We start from the raw sequence: 21,988 nt of genomic DNA, 5'->3' as shown, positions 1-21,988 counted from the left end.
TAAAAAGGAGGCAAAAAGTTTTGAACTCTCTGGATAATGATAGCACTAAACTTACTTTTATATATACGAAAAAAGACTGAAACCAGTCTTCTTTTTATATCAATGCCGTAATAGCCGTTATCAGGCCAAAAACGATACCTGGTGCATTCGCTGCCGCAAGGGGAATATCTCTTTCTTTCTTGAAAAGACCGTAGTAAACCCAGAGACTACAGTTGATGGCTGCAACCAAGGGCTGGATAAAGTTCCCTTTTTGACCAGCCAGGTTGTTCATAATTTGTGGGAAGTAAGACACGTACATCATAACAGACATGAAGGTCGCTACCCAACCCAAAACTTTCATTTGTTTTTCAGACATTTTCAAAACCTCTTTCATTTTTATGAATCATATTTTATAATCTTTTTTCAAAACAATCAAGACTTTGAAGCTTTTGTTATGAAGATGTAAACTATCACAATCTTGTGATAAGAAAAAGACCGGATTTCTCCGATCTTTCAATAGTGCATATTCTCACATTCTGTATTAAGAATAATTATGGTTAGCTTTAAATGATTAAGCGCCCTATTTCATACGATAAAAATCAATCACTAGACCAGCAGGGCCTTTAACTAGTAGCGATTCCGTTCCCCAATCAGTTACAGCTGGACCGTGTAAAATCTCGGTACCAAGCTCTTTCAATCGTTGGTAGTTCTGCTCTACATCCTCAACCTCGATGTGAAGAATGATTCCTGACTGAAAATCTTCCAAAGGAATCAAATGATTTTGGGACAACATAAGACAATGACTGCCAATCGTAAACTGAGCAAAACCGTCATCAACATAGTCTGCCTTTTTATCCAAAATACGCTCCAAGTCAGCACAGACTTGAGGAACATCTGAAACGATGATATCTAATTGATTTAAATTCATTTACTATCCTCCATAAAAAGACCGGATTACTCCTATCTTTTTAAGTTCTGATCTAAGAAAATCAAAGAATAAAATCTGCAAAGTTTACCTTTGATTTTCGATGAGAGGAATTATTTGATTGCGCGTGATTGCAATCCTTCTTCTTCCAAGAAGAGGCGGAATGGTACGAGTTCTTCTGCTTCGTATTTTTCCTTGAAGGCTTTGATCGCTTCTTCTGAGTGAAGTTTTGGATCCAATTCAAGTACTTCTACTGGAAGTGGACGGTGTTGCGTGATGCGGGCATCAATGACAACAGTTTTACCTTCTTTGTTGAGTTTCACAGCTTCTGCAACGACTGCGTCAATGTCTTCGATACGGTCTACTGTAAATCCAACAGCACCTTGTGCTTCAGCAATTTTAGCGTAGTCAGCGTTAGGGAAGTCAACACCAAACAAGTGTTTGTTTGTGTCTTCGTATTTGTTCTTGATGAAGGCATACTCAGCGTTTGAGAAGACAACGTTGATAACTGGAAGGTCGTATTGAACGTTTGTGATCACATCTGGGTAGCACATGTTGAATGCACCATCACCCATGATGTTCCATACTTGGCGATCTGGATTGTCTTTCTTAGCAGCGATACCACCAGGAAGGGCGATACCCATTGTCGCAAAGAGTGGAGATGTACGCCACATGTTCTTAGGTGTCATGTGAAGGTGACGAGTTGATGTTTGAGTTGAGTTACCTACGTCGATTGAGTAGATAGCGTCTTGGTCAGCATGTTTATTAATAGCATTGTAAACTTGGTACAATTGCAATTCACCCTCAGTTTTACCTTCGAGTTTGTTCATGTAATCGCGCCAGTTTTGGTTGTTCTTCACGTTTGCACGCCACCATGGAGTAGATTCTACTGGGTTTACTTTGTCAAGGATTGCTTTAGCTGCTTGACCTGCATCACCAAGGATAGAAGCGTCAAGGGCATGACGTTTACCAAGTTTGTAAGGGTCAATATCAACTTGGATGAATTTTTCAGTGTTCTTGAAGGCTTCGTAAACTTCAGCAAATGGGAAGTTTGAACCAAGGAAAAGAACGGTGTCTGCTTCAAAGACCACTTCGTTGGCTGGCTTCCAACCAACACGGTAAGCAGAACCTGTCAACCCTTCGTAGTTCCATTCAAAGGCTTCAAAGTTTTTACCAGTTGTGATGATTGGTGCTTTGATTTTACGTGACAATTCAGTAATCACTTCACCTGCTTTCACACCACCGTAACCAGCATAGATAACTGGACGTTCAGCATTGTTCAAGATTTCAACTGCTTTGTCAATTTCAACTTCGTTCAAGGCAGGAGCGATGAATGAACGTTCGTATGAACCTGAACCGTAGTATGAGTTTTCGTCGATTTCTTGGAAACCGAAGTTTACTGGAATTTCAACAACAGCTGGACCTTTTTTAGAAACTGCAGCGCGGCAAGCTTCGTCGATTACTTTTGGCAATTGCTCAGCGTAAGCTACACGTTTGTTGTAGACAGCGATACCGTTGTACATTGGATTTTGGTTCAATTCTTGGAAGGCATCCATGTTGAGTTCGTTAACTGGACGTGATCCAAGGATCGCTAGGAATGGAGTGTTATCCATAGCTGCATCGTAAACACCGTTAATCAAGTGAGTCGCACCTGGACCACCTGAACCAACTGCAACCCCGATTGAGCCACCAAATTTAGCTTGCATAACCGCTGCAAGAGCACCTGTTTCTTCGTGGCGAACTTGCAAGAAGCGGATATCTTTGTCTTCAGCCAAAGCGTCCATCAATGAGCTGAGTGTTCCTGATGGGATACCGTAGATTGTGTCTACGCCCCATGTTTTCAATACATTAAGCATTGCTGCAGATGCAGTAATTTTTCCTTGAGTCATAATGATAACTCTCCTTCAAATATTTTTAAAACTTGATTCATCCGTTTTCATATATTATTTGGAAACGTTTCAGCAAATTTTTACTCTACTAATTTATCACAATTATTTTGACTTTACTAAGAATCTGCTCAGAAGTTTTTATACTCTATTGCAGTACAGTTTGAAAATGTTTTATGTGACTGTTTTATAATAAAAAGCGAGCAAGCTCGCTTTTAGTCTATTTTACTAAAGTTTAGTAAGAGTGAACTGGTCAGAACAGATACAGAACTAAAGGCCATGGCTAGACCTGCCAGTTCTGGATTGAGGGCCAATCCAACACCAGAAAAGATTCCTGCTGCAATCGGAATTCCGACGACATTGTAGATAAAGGCCCAGAAAAGATTGAGCAGAATACGGTTAAAGGTTTTCTTACTCATGTCAAAGGCACGAACCACTCCTAGGAGGTTATTAGTTGTCAACACTAAATCTGCTGACTCGATGGCGATATCCGTTCCAGCTCCCATAGCAATCCCCACATCTGCTACACTGAGGGCAGGAGCATCATTGATGCCATCACCAACAAAGGCTACTTTCCCAGCTGCTTGTAGTTTATGGATTTCATGGGCTTTTTCTTCTGGTAGGACGCCTGCAATGACCTCTTCGATTCCGATTTGATCTGCAATAGCACGCGCCACACCAGCATTATCTCCTGTCAGCATGACTGTTTTAAGACCACGTTTTTTCAACTGACTGATGGCTAGCTTAGCATTTTCCTTGGGAATATCTTGCAAAGCAAGCAAGCCTTTGATTTCATTATCAACAGCCAAGAAAACAACTGTCTTAGCTTCTTTTCCTAGTTCTTCTAGTTTTTCCTGATAAGCGCTGGAAATATCCATACTATCTAGCATTTTAGCATTTCCAAGTAAGACTTGTTTCCCAGCTATTTGCCCTGAAACACCTTTTCCGTGCAAGGCTTGGAAATTTTCGACAGTTTGAAACTCAAGTCCAGCTTCACTTGCTCTCTTGACAACAGCCTCAGCCAGTGGGTGTTGAGAAGCTTCTTCCAAGGAGGCAGCTAAGCCGAGCACTTCTGTCTCATCGCCAATGATATCAGTGACCACTGGTTTTCCTTCCGTCAAAGTCCCTGTCTTATCAAACACAATAGTTTGGACTTTCTGAATTTCCTGTAAGACTGTTCCATTTTTGAGAAGAACCCCCATTTTGGCACTGCGTCCTGTCCCTACCATAAGAGCTGTCGGTGTTGCAAGACCCAAGGCACAAGGGCAGGCAATAATCAAAACCGCAACTCCATAGAGAAGAGAAGACACAAAGCTAGCTCCAAGCACGACTACACTATCCCTGAGCAAAACGAACCAAACCCAAAAGGTCACGATTCCTAAAATGACAACTGCTGGGACAAAAATCCCTGAAATCTTATCCGTCAAGTCCTGAATCGGTGCGCGGCTAGTCTGAGCTTTCTTTACAAAGTCTACAATCTGTGCCAAAACAGTCTCTGAGCCAACCTTTTCTGCCCTAAAAATAAGCGTTCCGCTATTATTGATAGTTGAGCCAATGACAGTATCTCCAACTGTCTTGTCCACTGGCAGGCTCTCACCTGTCACCATGGATTCATCTATGCTGGACACACCTTCCACTACGACACCATCAACTGCAATCTTTTCACCTGGACGCACTCGAACCAGGTCGCCTACCTTGACTTGGTCCAAGGGAACTTGAACATAGCTATCATCACGCAAGACTTCCGCTGTTTTAGCCTGCAAATCCAGTAGTTTCTCCACAGCTTGGGAAGTATTTTTCCTCATTTTCTCTTCAAAAACTGCCCCCAAAAGAACGAAGAAGAGGATAAATCCAGCACTTTCAAAGTAGACAGGGAGCCCAGCGAAGAGGGCAACTAAACTATAGAAATAGGCCACTAGAGTTCCCAAAGCAACCAAGGTATCCATGTTGGCATTGTGTTTTTTAAAGCTGGCCCAAGCACTCTGGATATAAGGACCACCTGCTACTAACATAATAGGCGTTGTGGCTAGAAAGGTTCCCCAATGCATGACTTGGTGACTGATACTACCTGTCAACATCCCAATCATGAGAATCACAAGAGGCACAGTAAAGATACTAGTAATCCAAAAACGCTGTAAAAGTGATAAAGATTTTCGAGTCTTCTCAACAACTGTATAACTGCCCTTTTGCATTTTCATTCCACATGAGAATTCATGCTCACCCAACTCTTGAGGTGTAAAACGAATCACCTTTTCCTCGTCTACTCCGATTGGTTCCAAGATTCCTTCTTCTTCAAAAAGAATTTCCTTGTAACAGTTTGAAGGGGTGGCACGGTGAAAGGTAATTTCCGCCGGAATCCCTTTCTGAAGCTGGATATGGGCTGGATGATATCCTTTTTCAGCTGTGATATGGATTTTTTGAATGCCATTTTCCAGGCTTGCTTTCACAATTTCTGTCATAATGTTCTCCTACTCTACAATCATCTTGCCGTGCATCATGTTCATACCACAAGCAAAGCCAAACTCTCCAGCTTGCTCAGGCGTGATTTCCACTACATACTCTTCCCCCATTGGCAGGTCAGCATGCACACCGAAGTCTGGAAAAACAATTTGGTCCAGACAGGGTGAAGGATCCTTGCGGTCAAAGACAATACGTGCTGGCACTGATTTCTTGAGGATAATCAACTCAGGAGTATAGCCTCCCATGACTTCCACTCGAATCTCTTGATAGCCCTTTTTTTGCTGGGCCTTTTGTCCAGATTTTTCAGGCTTTTTAAAAAACCAAAACAAGATAAACGCGATAAGGGCAATACAAACAATGGTTACAATACTATTTAACATGACGTCTCCTTTACATACAATTACATTTTACTTCAGCAACTGCACTAGCTTTTTTCTCAGAAATCACAGCTTCCAAGTCTGCCAAATCAGCCTGAGTGAAATCACATTCCGCAATCAAGTCAGCCACCAACTGCTTCATCCTACGAGAACAAACCTTGTCCTTGATATCTCGGACAAGCAGGTCTCGGCTTTGGTCTAAAGTTAAAAGGGCTGAATAGACAAAGGACTTGCCCTCTTTTTTCCTAGTCAGGCACTCTTTCTCTACTAAGCGAGCCAAAAGAGTCTGAACCGTGGACTTGGACCAGTCAAACCGCTCCGCCAAAACCCTGATCAAATCCCTACTGGTCTGCTCCCCCTGCATCCAAATAATCTTCATGACCTGCCATTCTGCATCTGAAATCTGCATAATCACACCTCCTAAATCTACATTTGTCGATTACAGTTATTAGTATACTCCGAAAATCTACATTTGTCAATTATAAAATTAATCTTTTCTTTGAAAAATAGAATTTTAAGCATTTGATGAGAGATTTGCAGTCAAATTTCACTATATAAACTATAAAAATATGCTATACTGTAGAAAAAAGAAAACAACCACTAGGGGGGCGTAAAGCTGAGATTAACGACTGTTAGATCCCTTTGACTCAATCTAGGTAATGCTAGCTGATGGAAGTGGAAATGATAATGAGGACTAGCTGGTCTTCTATTGCTTTCCTGAAACAGACTAGCTTGTTCTTAAGAATACAAACTTCAGTTGGTTGGGAGGTTTTAGATGACTTATTTACCCGTTGCTCTAACTATTGCAGGGACTGACCCTAGTGGCGGTGCTGGCATTATGGCTGATTTAAAGTCATTCCAAGCTAGAGATGTCTATGGAATGGCCGTTGTGACCAGTCTTGTCGCTCAAAATACCAGAGGCGTTCAATTAATCGAACACGTCTCCAACCAAATGCTGGAAGCTCAATTGGATAGTGTCTTTTCGGATATCAAGCCTCAGGCTGTAAAAACAGGGATGTTGGCAACTACTGAGATCATGGAGATCATCCAACCCTATCTTAAAAAGCTGGACTGTCCCTATGTGCTGGACCCTGTTATGGTCGCTACGAGTGGGGATACCCTGATTGATTCTAGTGCCAGAGACTACCTAAAGACAAATCTGCTTCCCCTTGCAACCATTATCACTCCGAATCTTCCTGAGGCAGAAGAGATTGTTGGTTTTTCGATTCATGATCCAGAAGACATGCAGCGTGCTGGTCGCCTGATTTTAAAAGAATTTGGTCCTCAGTCTGTTGTTATCAAAGGTGGCCATCTTGAAGGTGGTGCCAAGGATTTCCTCTTTACCAAGGATGAGCAATTTGTCTGGGAAAGTCCACGAATTCAAACCTGTCACACCCATGGTACCGGATGTACCTTTGCTGCTGTGATCACGGCTGAACTAGCCAAGGGCAGAAGTCTTTATCAGGCAGTTGATAAGGCCAAGGCCTTTATCACAAAAGCCATCCAAGACGCTCCTCAACTCGGACATGGTTCTGGCCCAGTCAACCATACAACTTTTAAAGATTAAGAAAAAACTCTCTAGTTCCTACTTTAAGGGAATTAGAGAGTTTTTGATTAGGAAATCATGTCATCCAGCTTTGTTAAAAAGGCGTGCGCTTTTACTTCAATATCTTCTGTCTGCATCAGATCACGTACGACAGCTACTCCAGCTATACCCGTGCCGATAAGTTGGTCAATATTCTCTGACGTCAGGCCTCCGATAGCAACTACTGGAATGGCGACCGTTTGGCAAATTGTTTTCAAGGTTGAAATCAAGGTGATAGGCGCATTTTCCTTGGTCGTAGTCGGAAAAATGGCTCCTGTTCCCAAGTAATCCGCACCCGATGTTTCTGCTTCGAGAGCTCTTTTAACCGTTTTAGCAGTGACACCGAGGATTTTTTCAGGACCCAAGACTTTGCGGGCAACCGAAACTGGTAGTTCATCGTCGCCAATATGCAAACCTGCAGCATCGACTGCAAGACAGATATCCAACCGATCATCGATAATTAAGGGTACTTGGTAGGCATCTGTTATTTCCTTGACTTGTTTTGCCAGTTGATAGTATTGATTGGTGGTGAGATTTTTTTCTCGTAATTGGATGATGGTAACACCTGAACGGCAGGCCGTCTCGACTTTTTCAAGAAAGCTTTCCAAGGAATCTTGGTAGCGATTGGTTACTAGATACAGTCTAAGTGCTTCTCTATTCATAAAAGTCTCCTTTGATGGCTTCTAGCCAATTTTCGTCTCTTTTTAGGAGAGAGAGTTGATTGAGAACTTGATATCGAAAATCTTCCAATCCCATTCCTTGAACAACTATTCTCTCAGCAGCGATATTGAGATAAGAAACTGCTAGGCAAGAAGCTTCAAAAGCAGTCTTTCCTTGGCTGAGAAAAACGGCTGTCAAGGCTCCGACCAGGTCTCCTGTCCCTGTTATCCAGTCCAATTCTGCACAGCCATTCCTCAATACAGCAACCTGGTTCTCCGAAACGATGAGATCCTTGGGGCCAGTGACTAGGAACGACATACCAGGATAGGTCTGACACCAGTCTTTCAAGACTTGAAGCAGATCCTCAGTTTCTTGATCTTTAGCACTAGCATCAACCCCAACTCCGTGGTGCTTTAAACCAACAAGGCTTCGGATTTCTGACATATTTCCTTTAAGGACCGTGGGCTTGTATTCAAAAAGATCTCTGACTAGTCCCTTACGAATGGGGGAAGCCGCAACGCCAACCGCATCTACTACCATTGGGAGAGAAGCTTGGTTTGCATAAGTAGCTGCCATACGGATTGCTTTTTCCTTCTCAGCTGACAAATGCCCCAAATTGATGAAGAGAGCCTGACTTTGCTTAGTAAAATCAAGAACCTCACGAGGGTCATCTGCCATGACTGGTTTAGATCCCAGAGCCAAAATGCCGTTGGCCAGCATCTCACAAGAAATCTCATTGGTAATACAGTGAATCAAGGAACTGGTTGCCAGAGGGAAAGGATTTGTCAATTTCTGCATCATTCTATCCTTTCTCCAAAGAAATATCCCTGCACTTTTTTAAAGAATTCCTGCTTGATCAAAAATCGAAAGGCGAGGAAAGCTATGGCTGTACCGATCAAGGTTGCTCCGAAAAATCGAGGGGTGTAGATAAACCAGCTGAGCTTGGCCGCAGATCCGGTAAAGAGAACCATGACAGGATAGGAAACAATGGAACCGATTATCCCCGTTCCCAAGATTTCTCCTAGGGCAGAAAAGTAAAATTTTCTACCGTACTTATAAAAGAGACCTGCAAGGAGGGCTCCAAAGGTAGCTCCTGTTAGGGCCAAAGGCGGAATGCCTTGAGTAGACATACGGATAAAGGCTGTGACTGTAGCCATGACCAAGGCATAAACAGGTCCCATCAAAATTCCTGCAAGAATGTTGACTACACTGGACATCGGTGCCATCCCTTCAATTCGAAAGATGGGTGTAAGAACTACGTCAAGAGCAATCATCATGGATAAAATGGTTAATTTGTGAACTTGTAGTTGGTGGTTTCTCATTTTCTATTTCTTCTCTTTTTCTAAGGACTGCAAATCACTTGTCCAGGTTTGATGTTGGTAAGCCATCTCCCAAAACTTGGCTTCCATATGGACACTTCGATGGAAGGCCTCTAGCATTTTTTGTTTGTCCGTCTCGTCACTTTCTTGATAGAGCTGATTGACCATGGCTTCTTCCTCTTTAATCTGCTGTTCTAACTCATCGGTGATATAGGTTTCAATCCACTGTTGATAAAGAGGATTCGGGGATGGTTTGCGATTAAGTGCCTTGCCCAAATCATGGTATAACCAAGGACATGGAAGCAAACTAGCAAAAGCAATGCCCAAGTTTGACTCTGCAAACTGTCGATAAATATGCGAAATGTAATGATAACAGGTTGGAGCGATTGGATGTTGCTCCATTTCCTGGTCGTTGATTCCTAATTCCTTGAAAAATTGTTGACGGATAAACAATTCACCCTCCACTAGACTCTGGGCATTTTGTTTCAAGAGTCTTTTCATCTCCTCGTTTGAAGTCTTATCAGCCAAGAGGTGATAGGCTTCTGAAAAAGACTTCAGATAGTAGGCATCCTGAATCAGGTAATAGCGGAAAATAGAAGGTTCTAAATTTCCCTCTTGTAACTGTAAAACAAAGGGATGGTGAAAGGAAGCCTGCCAAACTTCCCTGGATAATTCCATCGCAATATCTGTAAATTCCATAATAACTCCTTTATAGAAATAAACTGGTTTGAAGCAATAAAAAGAAAAGTAGGTAGATTAATTTTGTTTTTTTAGAAATATAAAAAGTCCGATAGCGATTCTCCAACTGCGCATGTTCGTCATATCCATGTGCAGACAAAGCTCTCAAGTAGAGATGGCGCCACCTAAAAACCGTCATCAGAACCTTACTGTATATCAGGGGAGACCAAACATGCAATTTTTGACCGCGCAATAAACAAGCTTCCTTGAGGGACTTGATTTCCTGCTGAATGAGGGGAAAGGAATTGAATACCACAATCAAGGCATAAGCCCAAGAACGTGATACCCCCTTTTGACCCAAGTACAAGAGAAGCTCTTTTAGGGAAATAGAGGAAACAAAGACAAGGCCGATACAAACTGTCACAAAGGCTCTCGTTCCAAGCATCACTGCCTGCGAAGCATCCCCATGTAACTGAACCGCCCAGTAGTTGGCGAAAGAAGGTAAAATGGCGAGCAAAATCATCCAAGCCAATATTTTAAATCGACGGTAATAGAGTAAAAAGAGTATGCAAAATGCGACTACCGAAAGATTAAGACTAATCGAAGGAATGAAAGATGTTTCCAAGGATAAAACTAGAAAGAAGAGACTGATAACCGGTGTCTTAGTTGCTACTTTGGTCATACTACCTCACCTCCCCTAGAGTATCATTTTTCAGAGATGGGAGAGGTTTGCTGATGGTCACTTCTTTCACATGACTAAGACCCTGACTAGTCATCTCAATCCAATAATCAACCACAGAGATCAAGGGATCTAAACGATGGCTAATGATCAAAAAACTTCTTCCTTGATTTCTATCCTCCAACATCCACTGACAAAAATAATGGCAGGCTCTATCATCCAAACCAGCAAATGGCTCATCTAGCAAGACCACAGAAGCCTTGCTGGTCAAGATGGACAAAAGCTGAAGTATCTTTTGCTGACCACCACTTAATTGATAGGGACTCCTATCAAGCGCCTGCTCCAGATCAAAATATCCTAAAGCTTGGAGAATCCGCTGATTTCTTTCAGAGTCTGGGCTATCTAGTTGCAGTTCCTCTCTCAGACTGCCTCGGATAAACTGCTTCTCAGCTTCCTGAACAACACCAGTCAGATCGCGATACAAACTTTTTTTCTCTTTTAGAACACAACTCTTCCAAGTAATGCGCCCCTTATACTTTTGAAATTGAAGAATAGACCGAAAGAGGGTTGATTTCCCGACACCATTGTCACCCAAGATACAGGAAATCCCTTGGTAAAATGTGAAATCCGCAAGCGAAAAGAGAGGGCGATTCCCCAGCTCACAAGTCACACGATCCATATGGAATAGTTCTGGACTAGAAGCAACTTCCTTTGAAGAAACCTGTATCATCTCAGAGCAAGGGATTTGAAACACTTCCCTTAGCTGTCCGTCTCTTAACTCAACCATATGGTCAATGTAGGCTCCATAGTCTGATAAATCATGGTCGCACAGGATGACTGTCTTCCCATTAGAGACCAGCTCTTTTAGAATCTCCAAGATTTCCAGCCTACTCTTTCGATCAATAGAAGCGAAGGGCTCATCCAAAAGATAGACCCTAGGATTCATAGCAAAGAGAACAGCTAGCGCAGCCTTCTGCTTTTCCCCACCTGATAAGTGATGAATGGGACGGTTCAAGATTACCTCGCAACGACATTGCCGGACCACCTCTGCTATTTTAGCATCAATCTCTTGAACAGGATGGCCGATATTCTCCAAGGTAAAAATCAGCTCCTCAAACAAGTTCTCCATGGTGAACTGATGATTGGAATTTTGAAAGAGAATACCAACCGTCTGAACACGTTCAACGGTAGAAAGCTGACTAACCTCGCTCCCATCTATCAGGACTTGACCACTATAGGGAAGAGAACTGACTTGAGCAATAATTTGAAAGAGACTGGATTTTCCTGAACCACTGCTCCCAACTAACAAGGTAAAGGCTTGCGCATGAAAAGTAAAATCAATCGGCTCCGAAAAGATTGGGGACTGAATCCCCCGTAGTTCCAGCCCCATCTACGCCTTTCCTCCAGCTGCAAACTGATGATAGAGTTTGACAATGGCACGAACCAAGATGGTACAGAAGAAAAAGACGGAAATAAAACGCACCACAAGCAAGGAAAGGACAAAAGGAAGGGAGAAGGCGTAGTAACCTAACTTAATGTATTCATAGACAAAGCTAAAAAGTGTAATCCCAATACTATTGGCAGTTAGAGAGAGCCAACTTTCATAGCGATTCTTGGTCACAAGAAAGCCAAATTCACTTCCCAAACCTTGAACCAAGCCGGACAAAAGAGCGCCTAGACCGAATTGGCTACCATAAAGGACTTCAGCAAGTGCAGCAAGCACTTCTCCAATCGTTGCACTTCCGACTCTTGGAACAAAGATAGCCGCAATGGGCGCAGCCATACACCAGAGACCAAAGAGGATTTCATTGGCAAAGGCCTGCAAACCAAGAGGGGCCAAGATCAAGGTGAGGATATCAAACAGATAGCCGGAACCCACAAAAACGCCACCAAAAAAGATAGACAAGAAAGCAAGCAAGATAACATCTTTTAACTGCCATTTTTTCAACATAAAAAACTCCTTTTTTAAAGAAAAGTGGGGTATTCAAGGTGAGCTACCGAAAGGCTTAACGTCCAGCCTATCCTCTTTTGATAAACAAAAAAACTCCAATTACAAACGAGAATTAGAGTTTACCTTACAAGATTAGACAGTTCTTTTCGACATACGAAAAAAACCTTTTCACATTTCCCTTCGACAGTACTAACTGTATCAGGTTCAATGGGTATCATCTCAGCCTAAAGCACCCCAAATGTCTTTATTATTTAATTATATAATTATTTTAACAGACGATTTATTCTAGTTCAAGGAATTGAACTGGAAATACAGCCTTGTACTCAAAAAGACAGCAGATCTTTCTTTTGCAAAAAATAAATGACTTATTTGATGGATTAGCTATTTGAACTGAATCTGGACATATCTTTTTAGAAAAAAGAAAATCCTACTCCCTCAGAATCCAAGGAAAAATTGATGCCTATTGTTCACTCATTTCCCGAACAGTTTTTTCTATATTTTTTGCATACGATATTGCTGAAATGATTGAAACGCCGTCAACATTGGTCTTCATAATATCTTTAATATGTTGCGTCTGTATCCCACCAATTGCAACTAAGGGAATTTGTGGCAATAGTTTTCTCATCAATTTAAGACCTTCATAACCTATAGCACCACCAGCATCATCTTTTGACTGGGTATCAAATACAGGACCAACACCAACATAATCTACATATTCAACTTTTGATTGTTGAAATTCTTCCTCGTTTTTTATAGAAAGACCAATTATTTTATCTGGCATCAATTTTCTAATTTCATCAACACCAAGATCATCCTGTCCTACATGTACACCATCAGCATCAATTTCCATTGCCAAATCAATATCATCATTAACAATAAACGGAACATTGTATTTTTTACAAAGATCCTGTAGTTTAATTGCTAATTCGACTTTTTCTTTACCTTCTAAGGCTCCCTCACCTTTTTCACGGAATTGAAATAAGGTTATACCACCTTTTAAGGCTTCCTCAACGACTCTATATATATCTTTTCCTTGGCAAGTAGTCGTTCCACAAATAAAATATAGTTTTAGTAATTCTTTATGAAACATCTTACTTCACTCTTTTGAATTCCTTTACATCTTCGTCTGTAATCTCGTATAAGGCATTTATAAATTCAACTTTAAATGTTCCAGGAAGATGCCCATTTGGACGTTTTTCTGCCATTTCTCCAGCGATATTGTAAACCAACATTGCTGTTTCTAATGATTTCAATTCTTGACCTTTTTCAAGTCCGATAAAGCTTGCTACTACAGCACCTAATAAGCATCCTGTCCCAATAACTTTTGGCATCATGGCACTACCATTATGAATCGTTACAACTTCTCCATTAACCGCAATGGCATCCACTTCACCTGTTACTACTATTGGAATATTGAACTTTTTATTTGCTGCTAGAGCAATTTCATCAATATTATCTACGCCTGCACTATCTACTCCTTTAGATGCCACATTTATTCCTACTAAAGAGGCAATCTCGCCAGCATTTCCCCTAATCGCTGCCAGTTTGTAATTATTGATTAGATCATCTGCTACTTTTTTTCTATATTCTCCTGCTCCACAGGCTACAGGATCTAAAACTGCAGGAACATTATATTTTTCAGCAATTTTTAGTGCCTCTTGGTACAGCTTCCAATTATTATCCGTTAAAGTCCCAATGTTAATCAATAATCCTCCAGCATATTTTAATAGATCTTCTAAGTCTGCTGGGTACTCGCTCATAGCTGGTGAGGCACCCAGTGCTACTAATCCATTTGCTGTAAAGTTTTTTACAACATCATTGGTGATACAGATTACTAATGGTGCTTTTTCTTTTAATAATTTTAAACTTGTCATATTGAAATCCTTCCTTTTCACTTTATACGATCTACTGATTTCGATTTATCTCTATCTTTCGTTAAGAAATTTTTCAGTTACATTGAATGATTTACCTCATCAAATTTGTCAGTATCCTGAACTTTCCCTAAGCATCATAACCAATATCAAAAAAGGCTAATTCTAAAGCGACTGCTTGGTTCCAGCGTTGCTTAAGTTCTGTCAAATCTTCTCGACCTTTTCCGACACGATTGAGTTCGTCAACCAGAAATTGAACCCACTCTGCAAAGAAAGGACCTCTGTGGAGATTAATCCATTCCGAATGAATATAGGCTTCAGGTAGAGCCAAATCTTTAGAACCCCAGTCTAAATAGAGACCTTCTGCAATGACCAGCATGACTAAAAGATGGGCATAGTCTGATGATGATACAGCAGAATACATAAGCTCCTGAAAGGCTTTTGTTACAGGATGCAAGGTCACTTCCAGATAGTCATTCTCAGATACTTTTAAATCTTTGAAAGCTTTTTGGAAATAACCGTCTTCATCTGCTTCAAGAAAGCCTAGTTGCTTGGCAAAACGAAGCTTGGATTCAAGCTGGTCTGCGTGGGCTACGCAAGCACCCAGCATGGATAAGAAGGCATCAAAGAAGTGATAATCTTGAATTAGGTAGTCTTTTAAGACCTTATTCTCAATTGTCCCCGCAAAAAGTTCCTTAACAAAACGATGATTGATTGCAGCCTGCCAATCCTTCTGACTGCTTTTTAATAATTCTCCAACAGTCAAACCTGGCTGAAATGCATAGTCTTGTCTTTCCATATTTACTTTTCCTCTCTTTACTCGTTCGTAATCAACAAAACATCAAGAAAATCCTAGTTTTACTTGACCTTTTTAAAGAAAATCAAGGGCGTTCAAGAAAAGCTACCTAAATGCTTTGTATCACCTTCATCCAGTTTATATAAACAAAAAAACTCCAATTACAATCAAGAATTAGAGTTTAGCTTACAAGATTAGATCGTTCATTTCGCCATACGAAAAAACGTTTCACATTTCCCTTCGCCAGTCTTAACTGTATCAGGTTCAATGGGTATCATCTCAGCCTAAAGCACCCCAAATGTCTTTATTATTTAATTACTGCACCAGTATAGCAAAAAATGAAAGCCCTAGCAAGATATTTGACTGAAAAATATATTTATATAGATTTCAATGGTGATTTATTCTTCCTATAGACGAAGAAAAACCTCCACATCAAGTGGAGGCAAGCTATTTTATCAATACAATTTTAAGTCACGAGGGTCAACTGGGAAGGTTGGATTGTATGGGTTGTGACGGAGTTTGAAGTGTTTGACATCTTCAATAGTCTGAGTTCCAGATAACTGCATAACTGTCTTCAATTCTGCATTCAAGTGTTCAAAGACTTGACGCACACCAACACTACCGCCGAGAGCCAAGCCATAGATAACCGGGCGGCCAATAGCTACCAAGTCTGCTCCTGAAGCCAAGGCTTTAAAGACGTGTTGGCCACGACGAATACCAGAGTCAAAGACAATTGGTACGCGTTTGTCAACTGCTTCTGCTACTTCTTGAAGTGAGTCAAAGGCAGCTGGCCCACCGTCGATTTGACGGCCACCATGGTTGGTTACCCAGATACCAGAAGCTCCAGCAGCAAGCGAACGTTCAACGTCCTCACGGCATTGTGGCCCCTTGACATAAACAGGAAGTCCTGAGTATTCAGCGATAAATTCTACATCTCGTGGAGATAGGCGCTGTTTAGCTGATTTGTAAACAAAGTCCATTGATTTACCAGCACCTTCTGGCAGGTATTCTTCAACAATCGGCATGCCAACTGGGAAGACAAAACCATTACGCTTATCGACCTCACGATTGCCCCCTACCGTAGCATCAGCCGTCAAGACAATCGCTTTATAACCTTCAGCCTTCACACGGTCCATGATGTGGCGATTGATACCATCATCTTTACTAAAGTAAAACTGGAACCAATGAGGTGTCCCTTGAAGGGCTTCCGTAATTTCTGGAAGGTCGACAGTAGAGTAAGAGCTGGTTGTATAGAGAGAACCAAACTCATGCACACCACGCGCAGTCGCCACTTCACCCTGTTCATTTGCCAATTTATGAGCCGCAACAGGCGCCATAATGATTGGTGAAGACAATTTTTCGCCTGCAAATTCAATCTCTGTACTTGGATTTTCTACATTGCAAAGTGTATGAGGAACGATGAGTTTGTGGTTAAAGGCACGAATATTCTCACGCAAAGTGAAAGTATCCTCCGCCCCACTAGCGATATAGCCAAATGCTGCTTTAGGAATAACTTGTTGCGCCATTGGCTCCAAATCATAGGTATTGATGAAATCTACATGACCTTCTGCATTGCTTGTTTTGTATGACATAAAATGTCCTCCTTGATAAGTAAGCGTTTACTTTGTATATTACAAAAAATATTCTAACTCTTTTTTCAAAATTTTTCAAATATTTTGTTTGGAAATTTCATGCTTTCAATCATTTTACAGAGATAATTAAAAATGATGAACTTTCTTAAGTTATGGAAATTCAAATAATCTTTTCATTTTCTAATACTTTATCATCAAATTGTTCAGCTAGTATAGTTGCTGAGTGATAAAGTTCCTTTGCTTTATTTTTATCATTTTCAAAATAAAGATAGCACTTAGCTTCAAATACTGAAATTCCAGATTTATAGACTTGCAACATTGTTACTGATAAAATTTCATTCATCTTTTTTACTAGAGATATCATATGCTTATAGTCACTATGAACAACATAAACACCCGCTATGGCACAAAGAACTGATAGTAGCTCTACATTATACATTTCATCACTAACTAATTGCTGTTTCAACAACTTAATCCGAAAATCATCTAATGCTCTCTTCTATAAATCAAGTCTTGACATTGCATAGCAAAATAATCAATTAATAGTAAATCATTGAATGTGTAAACTTGCTTTAGTGTTACTTGCTTAAAATAATCATCAAAAATATCTTCAGCGAAACTACCTGTCCCTGTCCTTATCAAGTCTAATATTCTTTCAATCAAGTCTAGACTCAGCAACTCTTCCTCAGGAAGAGCTAGTTCTTTATTTTCAAGAAAAGTATCTATCGGAACTTCTAATCGCTTAGATAAATATTGTAACTTAGTAATTGTTGGCAAGGATTGCCCAAGCTCAGTACGCATCAGCTGTTTGATTATTAAGTCAGCTTCTGTCCACAGACCTCTTCTCTCGTCAATTTGTGACGTTCATGTTCCTGTCTTACTCTATGACCAATTTCAGTTTTAATATCTGTTGTCATTCTTACCTCTTAACCACAATCCATAAATTAACATACTTTTAATTCTTCGGCTAAAAATTAACAATAATTCTTTTTCAAATCCGTCATATTATTTTCCAAAACTTGGATGTCTTGGCTGACTTTGAGAATGACAATGCTTCCTTGAATACTGGAGATGACTTGACGGGCCTGCAACTGCGCCCGCTCTTCTGACCAGTCAGCATGCAGGTCTTGCAAGAGGCTGGCTAACTTCTCTGTCCACTGGGTCATAAAATCATTGAGAGGAAAGCGGAAGTTCTCATCTTCTGTGGACAATTCCACAATCAGATTACCAATTGGGCAACCATAAAAGACCGTCTGACTTTCATGAAATTGACAAACCCAGTCAATCATATCCGAAAACTTGTCACTGTCAGACTTGTCTGCTTCAAAAATATCTTCAAAAAGCTCTTTTCGCCAATTTGCTAAAATATCTTGAATGACCGTCAAACCAATTTCCTTCTTAGATTTGAAATAATAATAAAGCTGCCCCTTGCCAACATCAGCTGCCTCCATGATGTCACTGATGGAGGTGGCCACATATCCCTTCTGATAAATCAATTTCTCAGCACTTTGTAAAATACGCTCTTTAACACTCATCTGCTCACCTCTCTTTTTCCTATTATAGCAGATTCAGAGCCTGAAACCAAACAATTGAAACCACCTCCTTTTGCCACTGTTTTATCATTAAAATTTTTGTTCTGAGCAAATTAATTTACAAATTCAATTTTAGATGTTATTATAATTGTACCGAATGGTCAGTATATAACTAAAACTACCATTTGGAAAATCATCAAACTAACAGTCTAAATTCCTATTGGCTGTTAATCAAATCATATTAGGAGGAACCTCATGTTCAATCAGAAAAATGTCGCATTTGTTATCACAGACCCACAAGTTGAATTCCTAAAACATACTGGTAAAGGATTCGGAGCAACTAAAGACGTTCTTGAAAAAGTTAATACTATTGAAAATCTGACAAAGCTTTTCGCTCTTGCTCAAGAGCGTGGCTACAAGCGTTTTATCTCACCGCACTACTTCTATCCACACGATCACAAGTGGCAATTTAAAGCTGCTGGTGAAACGATGATGATTGAAAACGAAATGTTTTGGCGTGATAGCCAGTATTCAGCAATTCCAGAAGGCTCTGGAGCAGATATGATTGAAGAGATTAAACCATTTTTGGATGAAGATACTATTGTTGTCAACGGACATAAAATCTTTGGCCCAGAAAGCAACGACCTTAACCTTCAACTCCGCAAAAATGGTATCGACACCGTCATCTTGGCTGGTATGAATGCTAATCTCTGCGTGGATTCACATATGCGTGAACTCATAGAATTAGGCTACAATGTCATTGTTGTTAACGATGCTGTCGGTGCTCCAGGTGAAGAAGCCTACCAAGCTGCCCTGACAAACTATGGCTACATTGCCAACCAAGTTTTGACAACTGAGGAAGTTATCGCTCAACTTTAGTATTAAAAACAAAATCAGGTAATCCTAGCGACTACCTGATTTTCTATGTTTTAAGCGTTTTGCCAATTTTCTTGGTCTTCTTTAAAGCGTTTTAGAAGGTCGAGTCCTTCTGGTGTGATATATCCTTCTTCTTGGGCTAGGTGAATGAGTTCACTGTAGTTCGAAAGCGTCACAAGTTTGACACCTGCATCTGAGAAGTTCTTATCTGCTTTTGGCAATTGATAACTGAAAATCGCTACAACTCCAAGCACATCGGCTCCTTCGCGTTTAGCGGTTGCTACGGCTTCAAGAACAGAACCACCTGTTGAAATAAGGTCTTCAACCACTACCATTTTTTGCCCTTGAGCTACACGGCCTTCAATTTGATTACCAGCTCCGTGGTCTTTTGGTTTGCTACGGATGTAGGCAAAAGGCAAGTTCATCTTATCAGCAATGATAGCTCCGTGTGGAATCCCTGCTGTCGCAGTTCCTGCAATCACTTCTACCTCAGGAAAAGTTTCTTTGATAGCTTCCACAAAGCCATTTTCAATTAGGGTACGAGTTTCTGGATAGGCTAATGTCACACGATTATCAGTGTAAATCGGTGACTTGATACCAGATGCCCAAGTGAAAGGCTCCTCTGGTTTGAGGTAAACGGCTTGGATTTTCAAGAGGTGGCTAGCGATATCTTTAGCAAGTGTCATGGTATTCTCCTTTTATTTTTATAATCTATTTCTTTAATTTCTGTCTTGGTTCCATTCATCCTTGATAGCATGATAAGCTGCAACAGGATCTTCAGCTTGGGTAATGGGACGTCCCACTACGATATAGTCACTACCGATTTGATAGGCGTCAGCAGGTGTCATGACACGTTTTTGGTCTCCTACCGCAGCTCCCGCTGGACGAATACCAGGTGTCAGACAGATAAAATCTGGATTGGTGGCCTGCTTGATGACTTGCACTTCCTGAGCCGAGCAAACGACACCATCCAAGCCTGCTTCAGCTGTCTTCTTGGCATAGTGAATCACAGACTCTTGCAGACTGGTTTGGATATTTTGAAAATCCTGCATCTGACTTTCCGACGTTGATGTAAGCTGGGTCACAGCGATCAATTTAGCTTGTGTCCCAAGACCTTCACGCGCAGCCTTCATCATCTCTACACCACCAGCAGCATGAACATTGGTCATGTCTACACCAAGCTGAGATAAGACCTTCATGGCAGATTTTACTGTATTTGGAATGTCATGTAGCTTGAGATCCAGAAAGACACTATGTCCCAATGATTTCAAATAGCGGACAACTTCTGGACCCTCCGCATAATAAAGCTCCATTCCCACTTTTAGATAAAGACTTTCTTCTACTGGGAAAAGAGATAAAAATTCCTTGACTGCCTCAAAACTAGGAAAATCAAGAGCAATAACTGGACGATGTTCACGCATACCTTTCTCCTTTTACCTTTACGAGCAAGAGAGTATGGTTAAAAACAAACCACGAAAAAAGGAACCTGCCAACAGCAAGGTTCCACGAAAAATGGGTAGTCTCCACCCTTTCACCGTCTAACCTTAGCTGCCTCTCCGGACTGCTTTAAAGGTTTTTTTCTATTCTATTATTTATAGTAGGACTTGTCAAGCAAAAACTCGAATCTGGACTTCTATACCTTTCAAAATCAAGAGGAAAAGTTAGTCTAACGACTCTGTGATTGCTGGCTCGTTTGACTTTGACTTCCCTGTTCTTCTTGTTTTTTCTTTTCTTCTTCCTGTTTTTTCTTCTCAGCTTCCTGGGCCTCTTTTTTGGCTTTTTCCTCTGCTTCTTCTATCAGTTTATCCGCTATCGTATAGCTGTATACTCCAGCCTCCATATCGACTACACTCGGTTCTGTCAATTGTGGCTTGATTTTGCTGTAATAAGGCAATTTCTTGCTCAATTCTGACAAGGGAACCAAAATCTCATCTGTGTCCAGCATAGTAATTTTTAAAAGATCTGCTGTTGCCTTGCTTGGCGCTAATTCGATTTTCTGGATTTGACTCTTGATATCCTCACTGATGGTAGATAATCCTGTGATCAGTTCTTTCACCTGCTGCTCGTCATTAAAGGTAACTGTCAGATAAGTCTCAGGTAAGTTTAAGCGATCAACAGGAGTTGACTCTACTGTCCCACTAGACAGAATAGGATAATGTTCTTCACCAGACACATAATAACCGACAATATCGAATTCCTTGACCTCAATCGTAAAGTTAGTTGGAAATTGATAGTCAATCTTCGCTGATTCTATCCAATGGTTGGACTTGATACGCTCGGCGTATCTTTCCTTATCCAACAATAGGGCTAAAGTATAGTCGCTATCTTGAATTCCAGAAGCCTGTTTAATGTCGTCCGCCTGGGTGTTCCTATTTCCCTTAACCTCGATATTTTTGATGGTCGATAGCGGAGTCAACAGATAGACTGAGAGAAGAAGTACCAGAATACTTGGCACTAAGATACTCACAGCTCGCCAAATATGAACAGGCGCAATTTTAGGTTTGGCTGGTTTCTCGGGTTTTTCTTTTTTCTTCTTTTCTTTTTCTTCTTTGACTTTAGGATCATCTTTTTTAGATTTTTCTTCTTTTTCGGATGATTCTTCGTCTGGAACAGTTTCGTTCTGGTCGGAATCACTTGATGACTTCTTACTTTCCTCTAACGACTTAGAGTTTTTCCCCATTCGAGCTTGTTTTTCCTTTTCCTTCTCCTCAGCTAGGGCAGCTTCTTCCTCAGCTTTTTTTTTCAGGTATTCCTGGTTTCGTTTCTGCCATTCAGACAATTCTTGCTTCTGGTTTGATTCTTTTTTCTTATCCTTTGACATT

Annotated in this window: 25 protein-coding genes and 3 riboswitches; of the genes, 2 read left to right on the top strand and 23 right to left on the bottom strand. The window is 40.8% G+C overall.

Going from position 1 to position 21,988, the window contains the following annotated elements:
• Positions 1–94: 94 nt before the first annotated feature.
• From ATE34_RS01815 to ATE34_RS01790, 6 genes are all read right to left on the bottom strand, one after another.
• Positions 95–355, bottom strand: a complete 261-nt coding sequence (locus tag ATE34_RS01815; protein WP_084910845.1) for a SemiSWEET family transporter — start codon at positions 353–355, stop codon at positions 95–97.
• Positions 356–559: 204 nt separating this feature from the next.
• Positions 560–907 carry a VOC family protein gene (locus ATE34_RS01810; RefSeq protein WP_084910843.1) on the bottom strand — a complete coding sequence of 116 codons (348 nt, stop codon included), beginning with the start codon at positions 905–907 and terminating at the stop codon, positions 560–562.
• 110 nt (positions 908–1,017) lie between these two features.
• Positions 1,018–2,793 (bottom strand): pyruvate oxidase, encoded by a 1,776-nt coding sequence (gene spxB / locus ATE34_RS01805; protein ID WP_084910841.1) that lies wholly within the window; start codon positions 2,791–2,793, stop codon positions 1,018–1,020.
• 212 nt (positions 2,794–3,005) lie between these two features.
• Complete coding sequence (locus ATE34_RS01800; protein ID WP_084910839.1) at positions 3,006–5,249, bottom strand: heavy metal translocating P-type ATPase; 2,244 nt, start codon at positions 5,247–5,249, stop codon at positions 3,006–3,008.
• A 9-nt stretch (positions 5,250–5,258) separates the two neighbouring features.
• Positions 5,259–5,630: a cupredoxin domain-containing protein gene (locus tag ATE34_RS01795; RefSeq protein WP_000935075.1), complete on the bottom strand. Its 372-nt coding sequence runs from the start codon at positions 5,628–5,630 to the stop codon at positions 5,259–5,261.
• Positions 5,631–5,640: 10 nt separating this feature from the next.
• Positions 5,641–6,036 (bottom strand): CopY/TcrY family copper transport repressor, encoded by a 396-nt coding sequence (locus ATE34_RS01790; RefSeq protein ID WP_001167184.1) that lies wholly within the window; start codon positions 6,034–6,036, stop codon positions 5,641–5,643.
• Positions 6,037–6,219: 183 nt separating this feature from the next.
• A riboswitch (TPP riboswitch) is annotated at positions 6,220–6,318 on the top strand.
• A gap of 84 nt (positions 6,319–6,402) precedes the next feature.
• Between ATE34_RS01790 and thiD the strand changes: the two genes are divergently transcribed.
• Positions 6,403–7,194 (top strand): bifunctional hydroxymethylpyrimidine kinase/phosphomethylpyrimidine kinase, encoded by a 792-nt coding sequence (thiD, locus tag ATE34_RS01785; RefSeq protein WP_084910837.1) that lies wholly within the window; start codon positions 6,403–6,405, stop codon positions 7,192–7,194.
• A gap of 47 nt (positions 7,195–7,241) precedes the next feature.
• Here thiD and thiE (ATE34_RS01780) read toward each other — a convergent pair whose 3' ends face one another.
• From thiE (ATE34_RS01780) to ATE34_RS01715, 14 genes are all read right to left on the bottom strand, one after another.
• Positions 7,242–7,874, bottom strand: a complete 633-nt coding sequence (thiE, locus tag ATE34_RS01780; RefSeq protein WP_084910835.1) for a thiamine phosphate synthase — start codon at positions 7,872–7,874, stop codon at positions 7,242–7,244.
• Positions 7,867–8,670 (bottom strand): hydroxyethylthiazole kinase, encoded by an 804-nt coding sequence (gene thiM / locus ATE34_RS01775; protein ID WP_033588965.1) that lies wholly within the window; start codon positions 8,668–8,670, stop codon positions 7,867–7,869. The genes thiE (ATE34_RS01780) and thiM (ATE34_RS01775) overlap by 8 nt, the downstream gene beginning before the upstream one ends.
• The gene (thiW, locus tag ATE34_RS01770; RefSeq protein ID WP_001244057.1) at positions 8,670–9,194 is read right to left on the bottom strand and encodes an energy coupling factor transporter S component ThiW; all 525 of its coding nucleotides are present in this window, start codon (positions 9,192–9,194) and stop codon (positions 8,670–8,672) included. The genes thiM (ATE34_RS01775) and thiW overlap by 1 nt, the downstream gene beginning before the upstream one ends.
• Positions 9,195–9,197: 3 nt before the next feature.
• Complete coding sequence (gene tenA / locus ATE34_RS01765; protein WP_084910833.1) at positions 9,198–9,890, bottom strand: thiaminase II; 693 nt, start codon at positions 9,888–9,890, stop codon at positions 9,198–9,200.
• A 10-nt stretch (positions 9,891–9,900) separates the two neighbouring features.
• Positions 9,901–10,551, bottom strand: a complete 651-nt coding sequence (locus tag ATE34_RS01760) for an energy-coupling factor transporter transmembrane component T (RefSeq protein ID WP_084910832.1) — start codon at positions 10,549–10,551, stop codon at positions 9,901–9,903.
• A 1-nt stretch (position 10,552) separates the two neighbouring features.
• Positions 10,553–11,938, bottom strand: a complete 1,386-nt coding sequence (locus ATE34_RS01755) for an ATP-binding cassette domain-containing protein (protein ID WP_084910830.1) — start codon at positions 11,936–11,938, stop codon at positions 10,553–10,555.
• Positions 11,939–12,499, bottom strand: a complete 561-nt coding sequence (locus ATE34_RS01750) for an ECF transporter S component (protein WP_000915272.1) — start codon at positions 12,497–12,499, stop codon at positions 11,939–11,941.
• A 158-nt stretch (positions 12,500–12,657) separates the two neighbouring features.
• Positions 12,658–12,746: riboswitch (TPP riboswitch) on the bottom strand.
• A 213-nt stretch (positions 12,747–12,959) separates the two neighbouring features.
• On the bottom strand, positions 12,960–13,589 hold the full coding sequence (gene thiE / locus ATE34_RS01745; protein WP_033605926.1) for a thiamine phosphate synthase: 630 nt from the start codon (positions 13,587–13,589) through the stop codon (positions 12,960–12,962).
• A 1-nt stretch (position 13,590) separates the two neighbouring features.
• On the bottom strand, positions 13,591–14,373 hold the full coding sequence (gene thiM / locus ATE34_RS01740) for a hydroxyethylthiazole kinase (RefSeq protein WP_033605927.1): 783 nt from the start codon (positions 14,371–14,373) through the stop codon (positions 13,591–13,593).
• Between the two features lie 127 nt (positions 14,374–14,500).
• On the bottom strand, positions 14,501–15,169 hold the full coding sequence (locus ATE34_RS01735; RefSeq protein WP_033605928.1) for a TenA family protein: 669 nt from the start codon (positions 15,167–15,169) through the stop codon (positions 14,501–14,503).
• Between the two features lie 215 nt (positions 15,170–15,384).
• A riboswitch (TPP riboswitch) is annotated at positions 15,385–15,473 on the bottom strand.
• A gap of 148 nt (positions 15,474–15,621) precedes the next feature.
• Positions 15,622–16,758 carry an L-lactate oxidase gene (gene lctO, locus ATE34_RS01730; protein WP_000120723.1) on the bottom strand — a complete coding sequence of 379 codons (1,137 nt, stop codon included), beginning with the start codon at positions 16,756–16,758 and terminating at the stop codon, positions 15,622–15,624.
• Between the two features lie 160 nt (positions 16,759–16,918).
• On the bottom strand, positions 16,919–17,224 hold the full coding sequence (locus ATE34_RS11290; protein ID WP_162838149.1) for a hypothetical protein: 306 nt from the start codon (positions 17,222–17,224) through the stop codon (positions 16,919–16,921).
• A gap of 20 nt (positions 17,225–17,244) precedes the next feature.
• A complete protein-coding gene (locus ATE34_RS11285) occupies positions 17,245–17,535 on the bottom strand; it encodes a hypothetical protein (RefSeq protein WP_258010505.1) in 291 nt (96 codons plus the stop codon).
• Between the two features lie 197 nt (positions 17,536–17,732).
• Positions 17,733–18,293, bottom strand: a complete 561-nt coding sequence (locus ATE34_RS01715; RefSeq protein WP_033605930.1) for a TetR/AcrR family transcriptional regulator — start codon at positions 18,291–18,293, stop codon at positions 17,733–17,735.
• 252 nt (positions 18,294–18,545) lie between these two features.
• On the opposite strand from ATE34_RS01715, the gene ATE34_RS01710 reads away from it, so the two are divergent.
• Complete coding sequence (locus ATE34_RS01710) at positions 18,546–19,169, top strand: cysteine hydrolase family protein (RefSeq protein WP_033605931.1); 624 nt, start codon at positions 18,546–18,548, stop codon at positions 19,167–19,169.
• A 50-nt stretch (positions 19,170–19,219) separates the two neighbouring features.
• On the opposite strand, the gene pyrE is transcribed toward ATE34_RS01710, so the two are convergent.
• From pyrE to ATE34_RS01695, 3 genes are all read right to left on the bottom strand, one after another.
• Positions 19,220–19,852 (bottom strand): orotate phosphoribosyltransferase, encoded by a 633-nt coding sequence (pyrE, locus tag ATE34_RS01705; RefSeq protein WP_061597863.1) that lies wholly within the window; start codon positions 19,850–19,852, stop codon positions 19,220–19,222.
• Positions 19,853–19,885: 33 nt separating this feature from the next.
• Positions 19,886–20,587 carry an orotidine-5'-phosphate decarboxylase gene (pyrF, locus tag ATE34_RS01700; protein WP_084910828.1) on the bottom strand — a complete coding sequence of 234 codons (702 nt, stop codon included), beginning with the start codon at positions 20,585–20,587 and terminating at the stop codon, positions 19,886–19,888.
• A gap of 245 nt (positions 20,588–20,832) precedes the next feature.
• Positions 20,833–21,987 (bottom strand): cell division protein FtsQ/DivIB, encoded by a 1,155-nt coding sequence (locus ATE34_RS01695; RefSeq protein ID WP_084910827.1) that lies wholly within the window; start codon positions 21,985–21,987, stop codon positions 20,833–20,835.
• Position 21,988 lies beyond the last annotated feature (1 nt).

It is taken from the genome of Streptococcus oralis subsp. tigurinus (assembly GCF_002093545.1).
Lineage (GTDB): Bacteria > Bacillota > Bacilli > Lactobacillales > Streptococcaceae > Streptococcus > Streptococcus oralis_C.
The sequence above is the reverse complement of the archived record's forward strand: the minus strand, read 5'-3'. Positions and strand labels throughout refer to the sequence as shown.

What these genes read in the sequence shown, in the direction of transcription:
- ATE34_RS01815 (WP_084910845.1), bottom strand. Translation starts at nt 355, where the DNA reads ATGTCTGAAAAACAAATGAAAGTTTTGGGTTGGGTAGCGACCTTCATG.
- ATE34_RS01810 (WP_084910843.1), bottom strand. Translation starts at nt 907, where the DNA reads ATGAATTTAAATCAATTAGATATCATCGTTTCAGATGTTCCTCAAGTC.
- spxB (WP_084910841.1), bottom strand. Translation starts at nt 2,793, where the DNA reads ATGACTCAAGGAAAAATTACTGCATCTGCAGCAATGCTTAATGTATTG.
- ATE34_RS01800 (WP_084910839.1), bottom strand. Translation starts at nt 5,249, where the DNA reads ATGACAGAAATTGTGAAAGCAAGCCTGGAAAATGGCATTCAAAAAATC.
- ATE34_RS01795 (WP_000935075.1), bottom strand. Translation starts at nt 5,630, where the DNA reads ATGTTAAATAGTATTGTAACCATTGTTTGTATTGCCCTTATCGCGTTT.
- ATE34_RS01790 (WP_001167184.1), bottom strand. Translation starts at nt 6,036, where the DNA reads ATGCAGATTTCAGATGCAGAATGGCAGGTCATGAAGATTATTTGGATG.
- thiD (WP_084910837.1), top strand. Translation starts at nt 6,403, where the DNA reads ATGACTTATTTACCCGTTGCTCTAACTATTGCAGGGACTGACCCTAGT.
- thiE (WP_084910835.1), bottom strand. Translation starts at nt 7,874, where the DNA reads ATGAATAGAGAAGCACTTAGACTGTATCTAGTAACCAATCGCTACCAA.
- thiM (WP_033588965.1), bottom strand. Translation starts at nt 8,670, where the DNA reads ATGCAGAAATTGACAAATCCTTTCCCTCTGGCAACCAGTTCCTTGATT.
- thiW (WP_001244057.1), bottom strand. Translation starts at nt 9,194, where the DNA reads ATGAGAAACCACCAACTACAAGTTCACAAATTAACCATTTTATCCATG.
- tenA (WP_084910833.1), bottom strand. Translation starts at nt 9,890, where the DNA reads ATGGAATTTACAGATATTGCGATGGAATTATCCAGGGAAGTTTGGCAG.
- ATE34_RS01760 (WP_084910832.1), bottom strand. Translation starts at nt 10,551, where the DNA reads ATGACCAAAGTAGCAACTAAGACACCGGTTATCAGTCTCTTCTTTCTA.
- ATE34_RS01755 (WP_084910830.1), bottom strand. Translation starts at nt 11,938, where the DNA reads ATGGGGCTGGAACTACGGGGGATTCAGTCCCCAATCTTTTCGGAGCCG.
- ATE34_RS01750 (WP_000915272.1), bottom strand. Translation starts at nt 12,499, where the DNA reads ATGTTGAAAAAATGGCAGTTAAAAGATGTTATCTTGCTTGCTTTCTTG.
- thiE (WP_033605926.1), bottom strand. Translation starts at nt 13,589, where the DNA reads ATGTTTCATAAAGAATTACTAAAACTATATTTTATTTGTGGAACGACT.
- thiM (WP_033605927.1), bottom strand. Translation starts at nt 14,373, where the DNA reads ATGACAAGTTTAAAATTATTAAAAGAAAAAGCACCATTAGTAATCTGT.
- ATE34_RS01735 (WP_033605928.1), bottom strand. Translation starts at nt 15,169, where the DNA reads ATGGAAAGACAAGACTATGCATTTCAGCCAGGTTTGACTGTTGGAGAA.
- lctO (WP_000120723.1), bottom strand. Translation starts at nt 16,758, where the DNA reads ATGTCATACAAAACAAGCAATGCAGAAGGTCATGTAGATTTCATCAAT.
- ATE34_RS01715 (WP_033605930.1), bottom strand. Translation starts at nt 18,293, where the DNA reads ATGAGTGTTAAAGAGCGTATTTTACAAAGTGCTGAGAAATTGATTTAT.
- ATE34_RS01710 (WP_033605931.1), top strand. Translation starts at nt 18,546, where the DNA reads ATGTTCAATCAGAAAAATGTCGCATTTGTTATCACAGACCCACAAGTT.
- pyrE (WP_061597863.1), bottom strand. Translation starts at nt 19,852, where the DNA reads ATGACACTTGCTAAAGATATCGCTAGCCACCTCTTGAAAATCCAAGCC.
- pyrF (WP_084910828.1), bottom strand. Translation starts at nt 20,587, where the DNA reads ATGCGTGAACATCGTCCAGTTATTGCTCTTGATTTTCCTAGTTTTGAG.
- ATE34_RS01695 (WP_084910827.1), bottom strand. Translation starts at nt 21,987, where the DNA reads ATGTCAAAGGATAAGAAAAAAGAATCAAACCAGAAGCAAGAATTGTCT.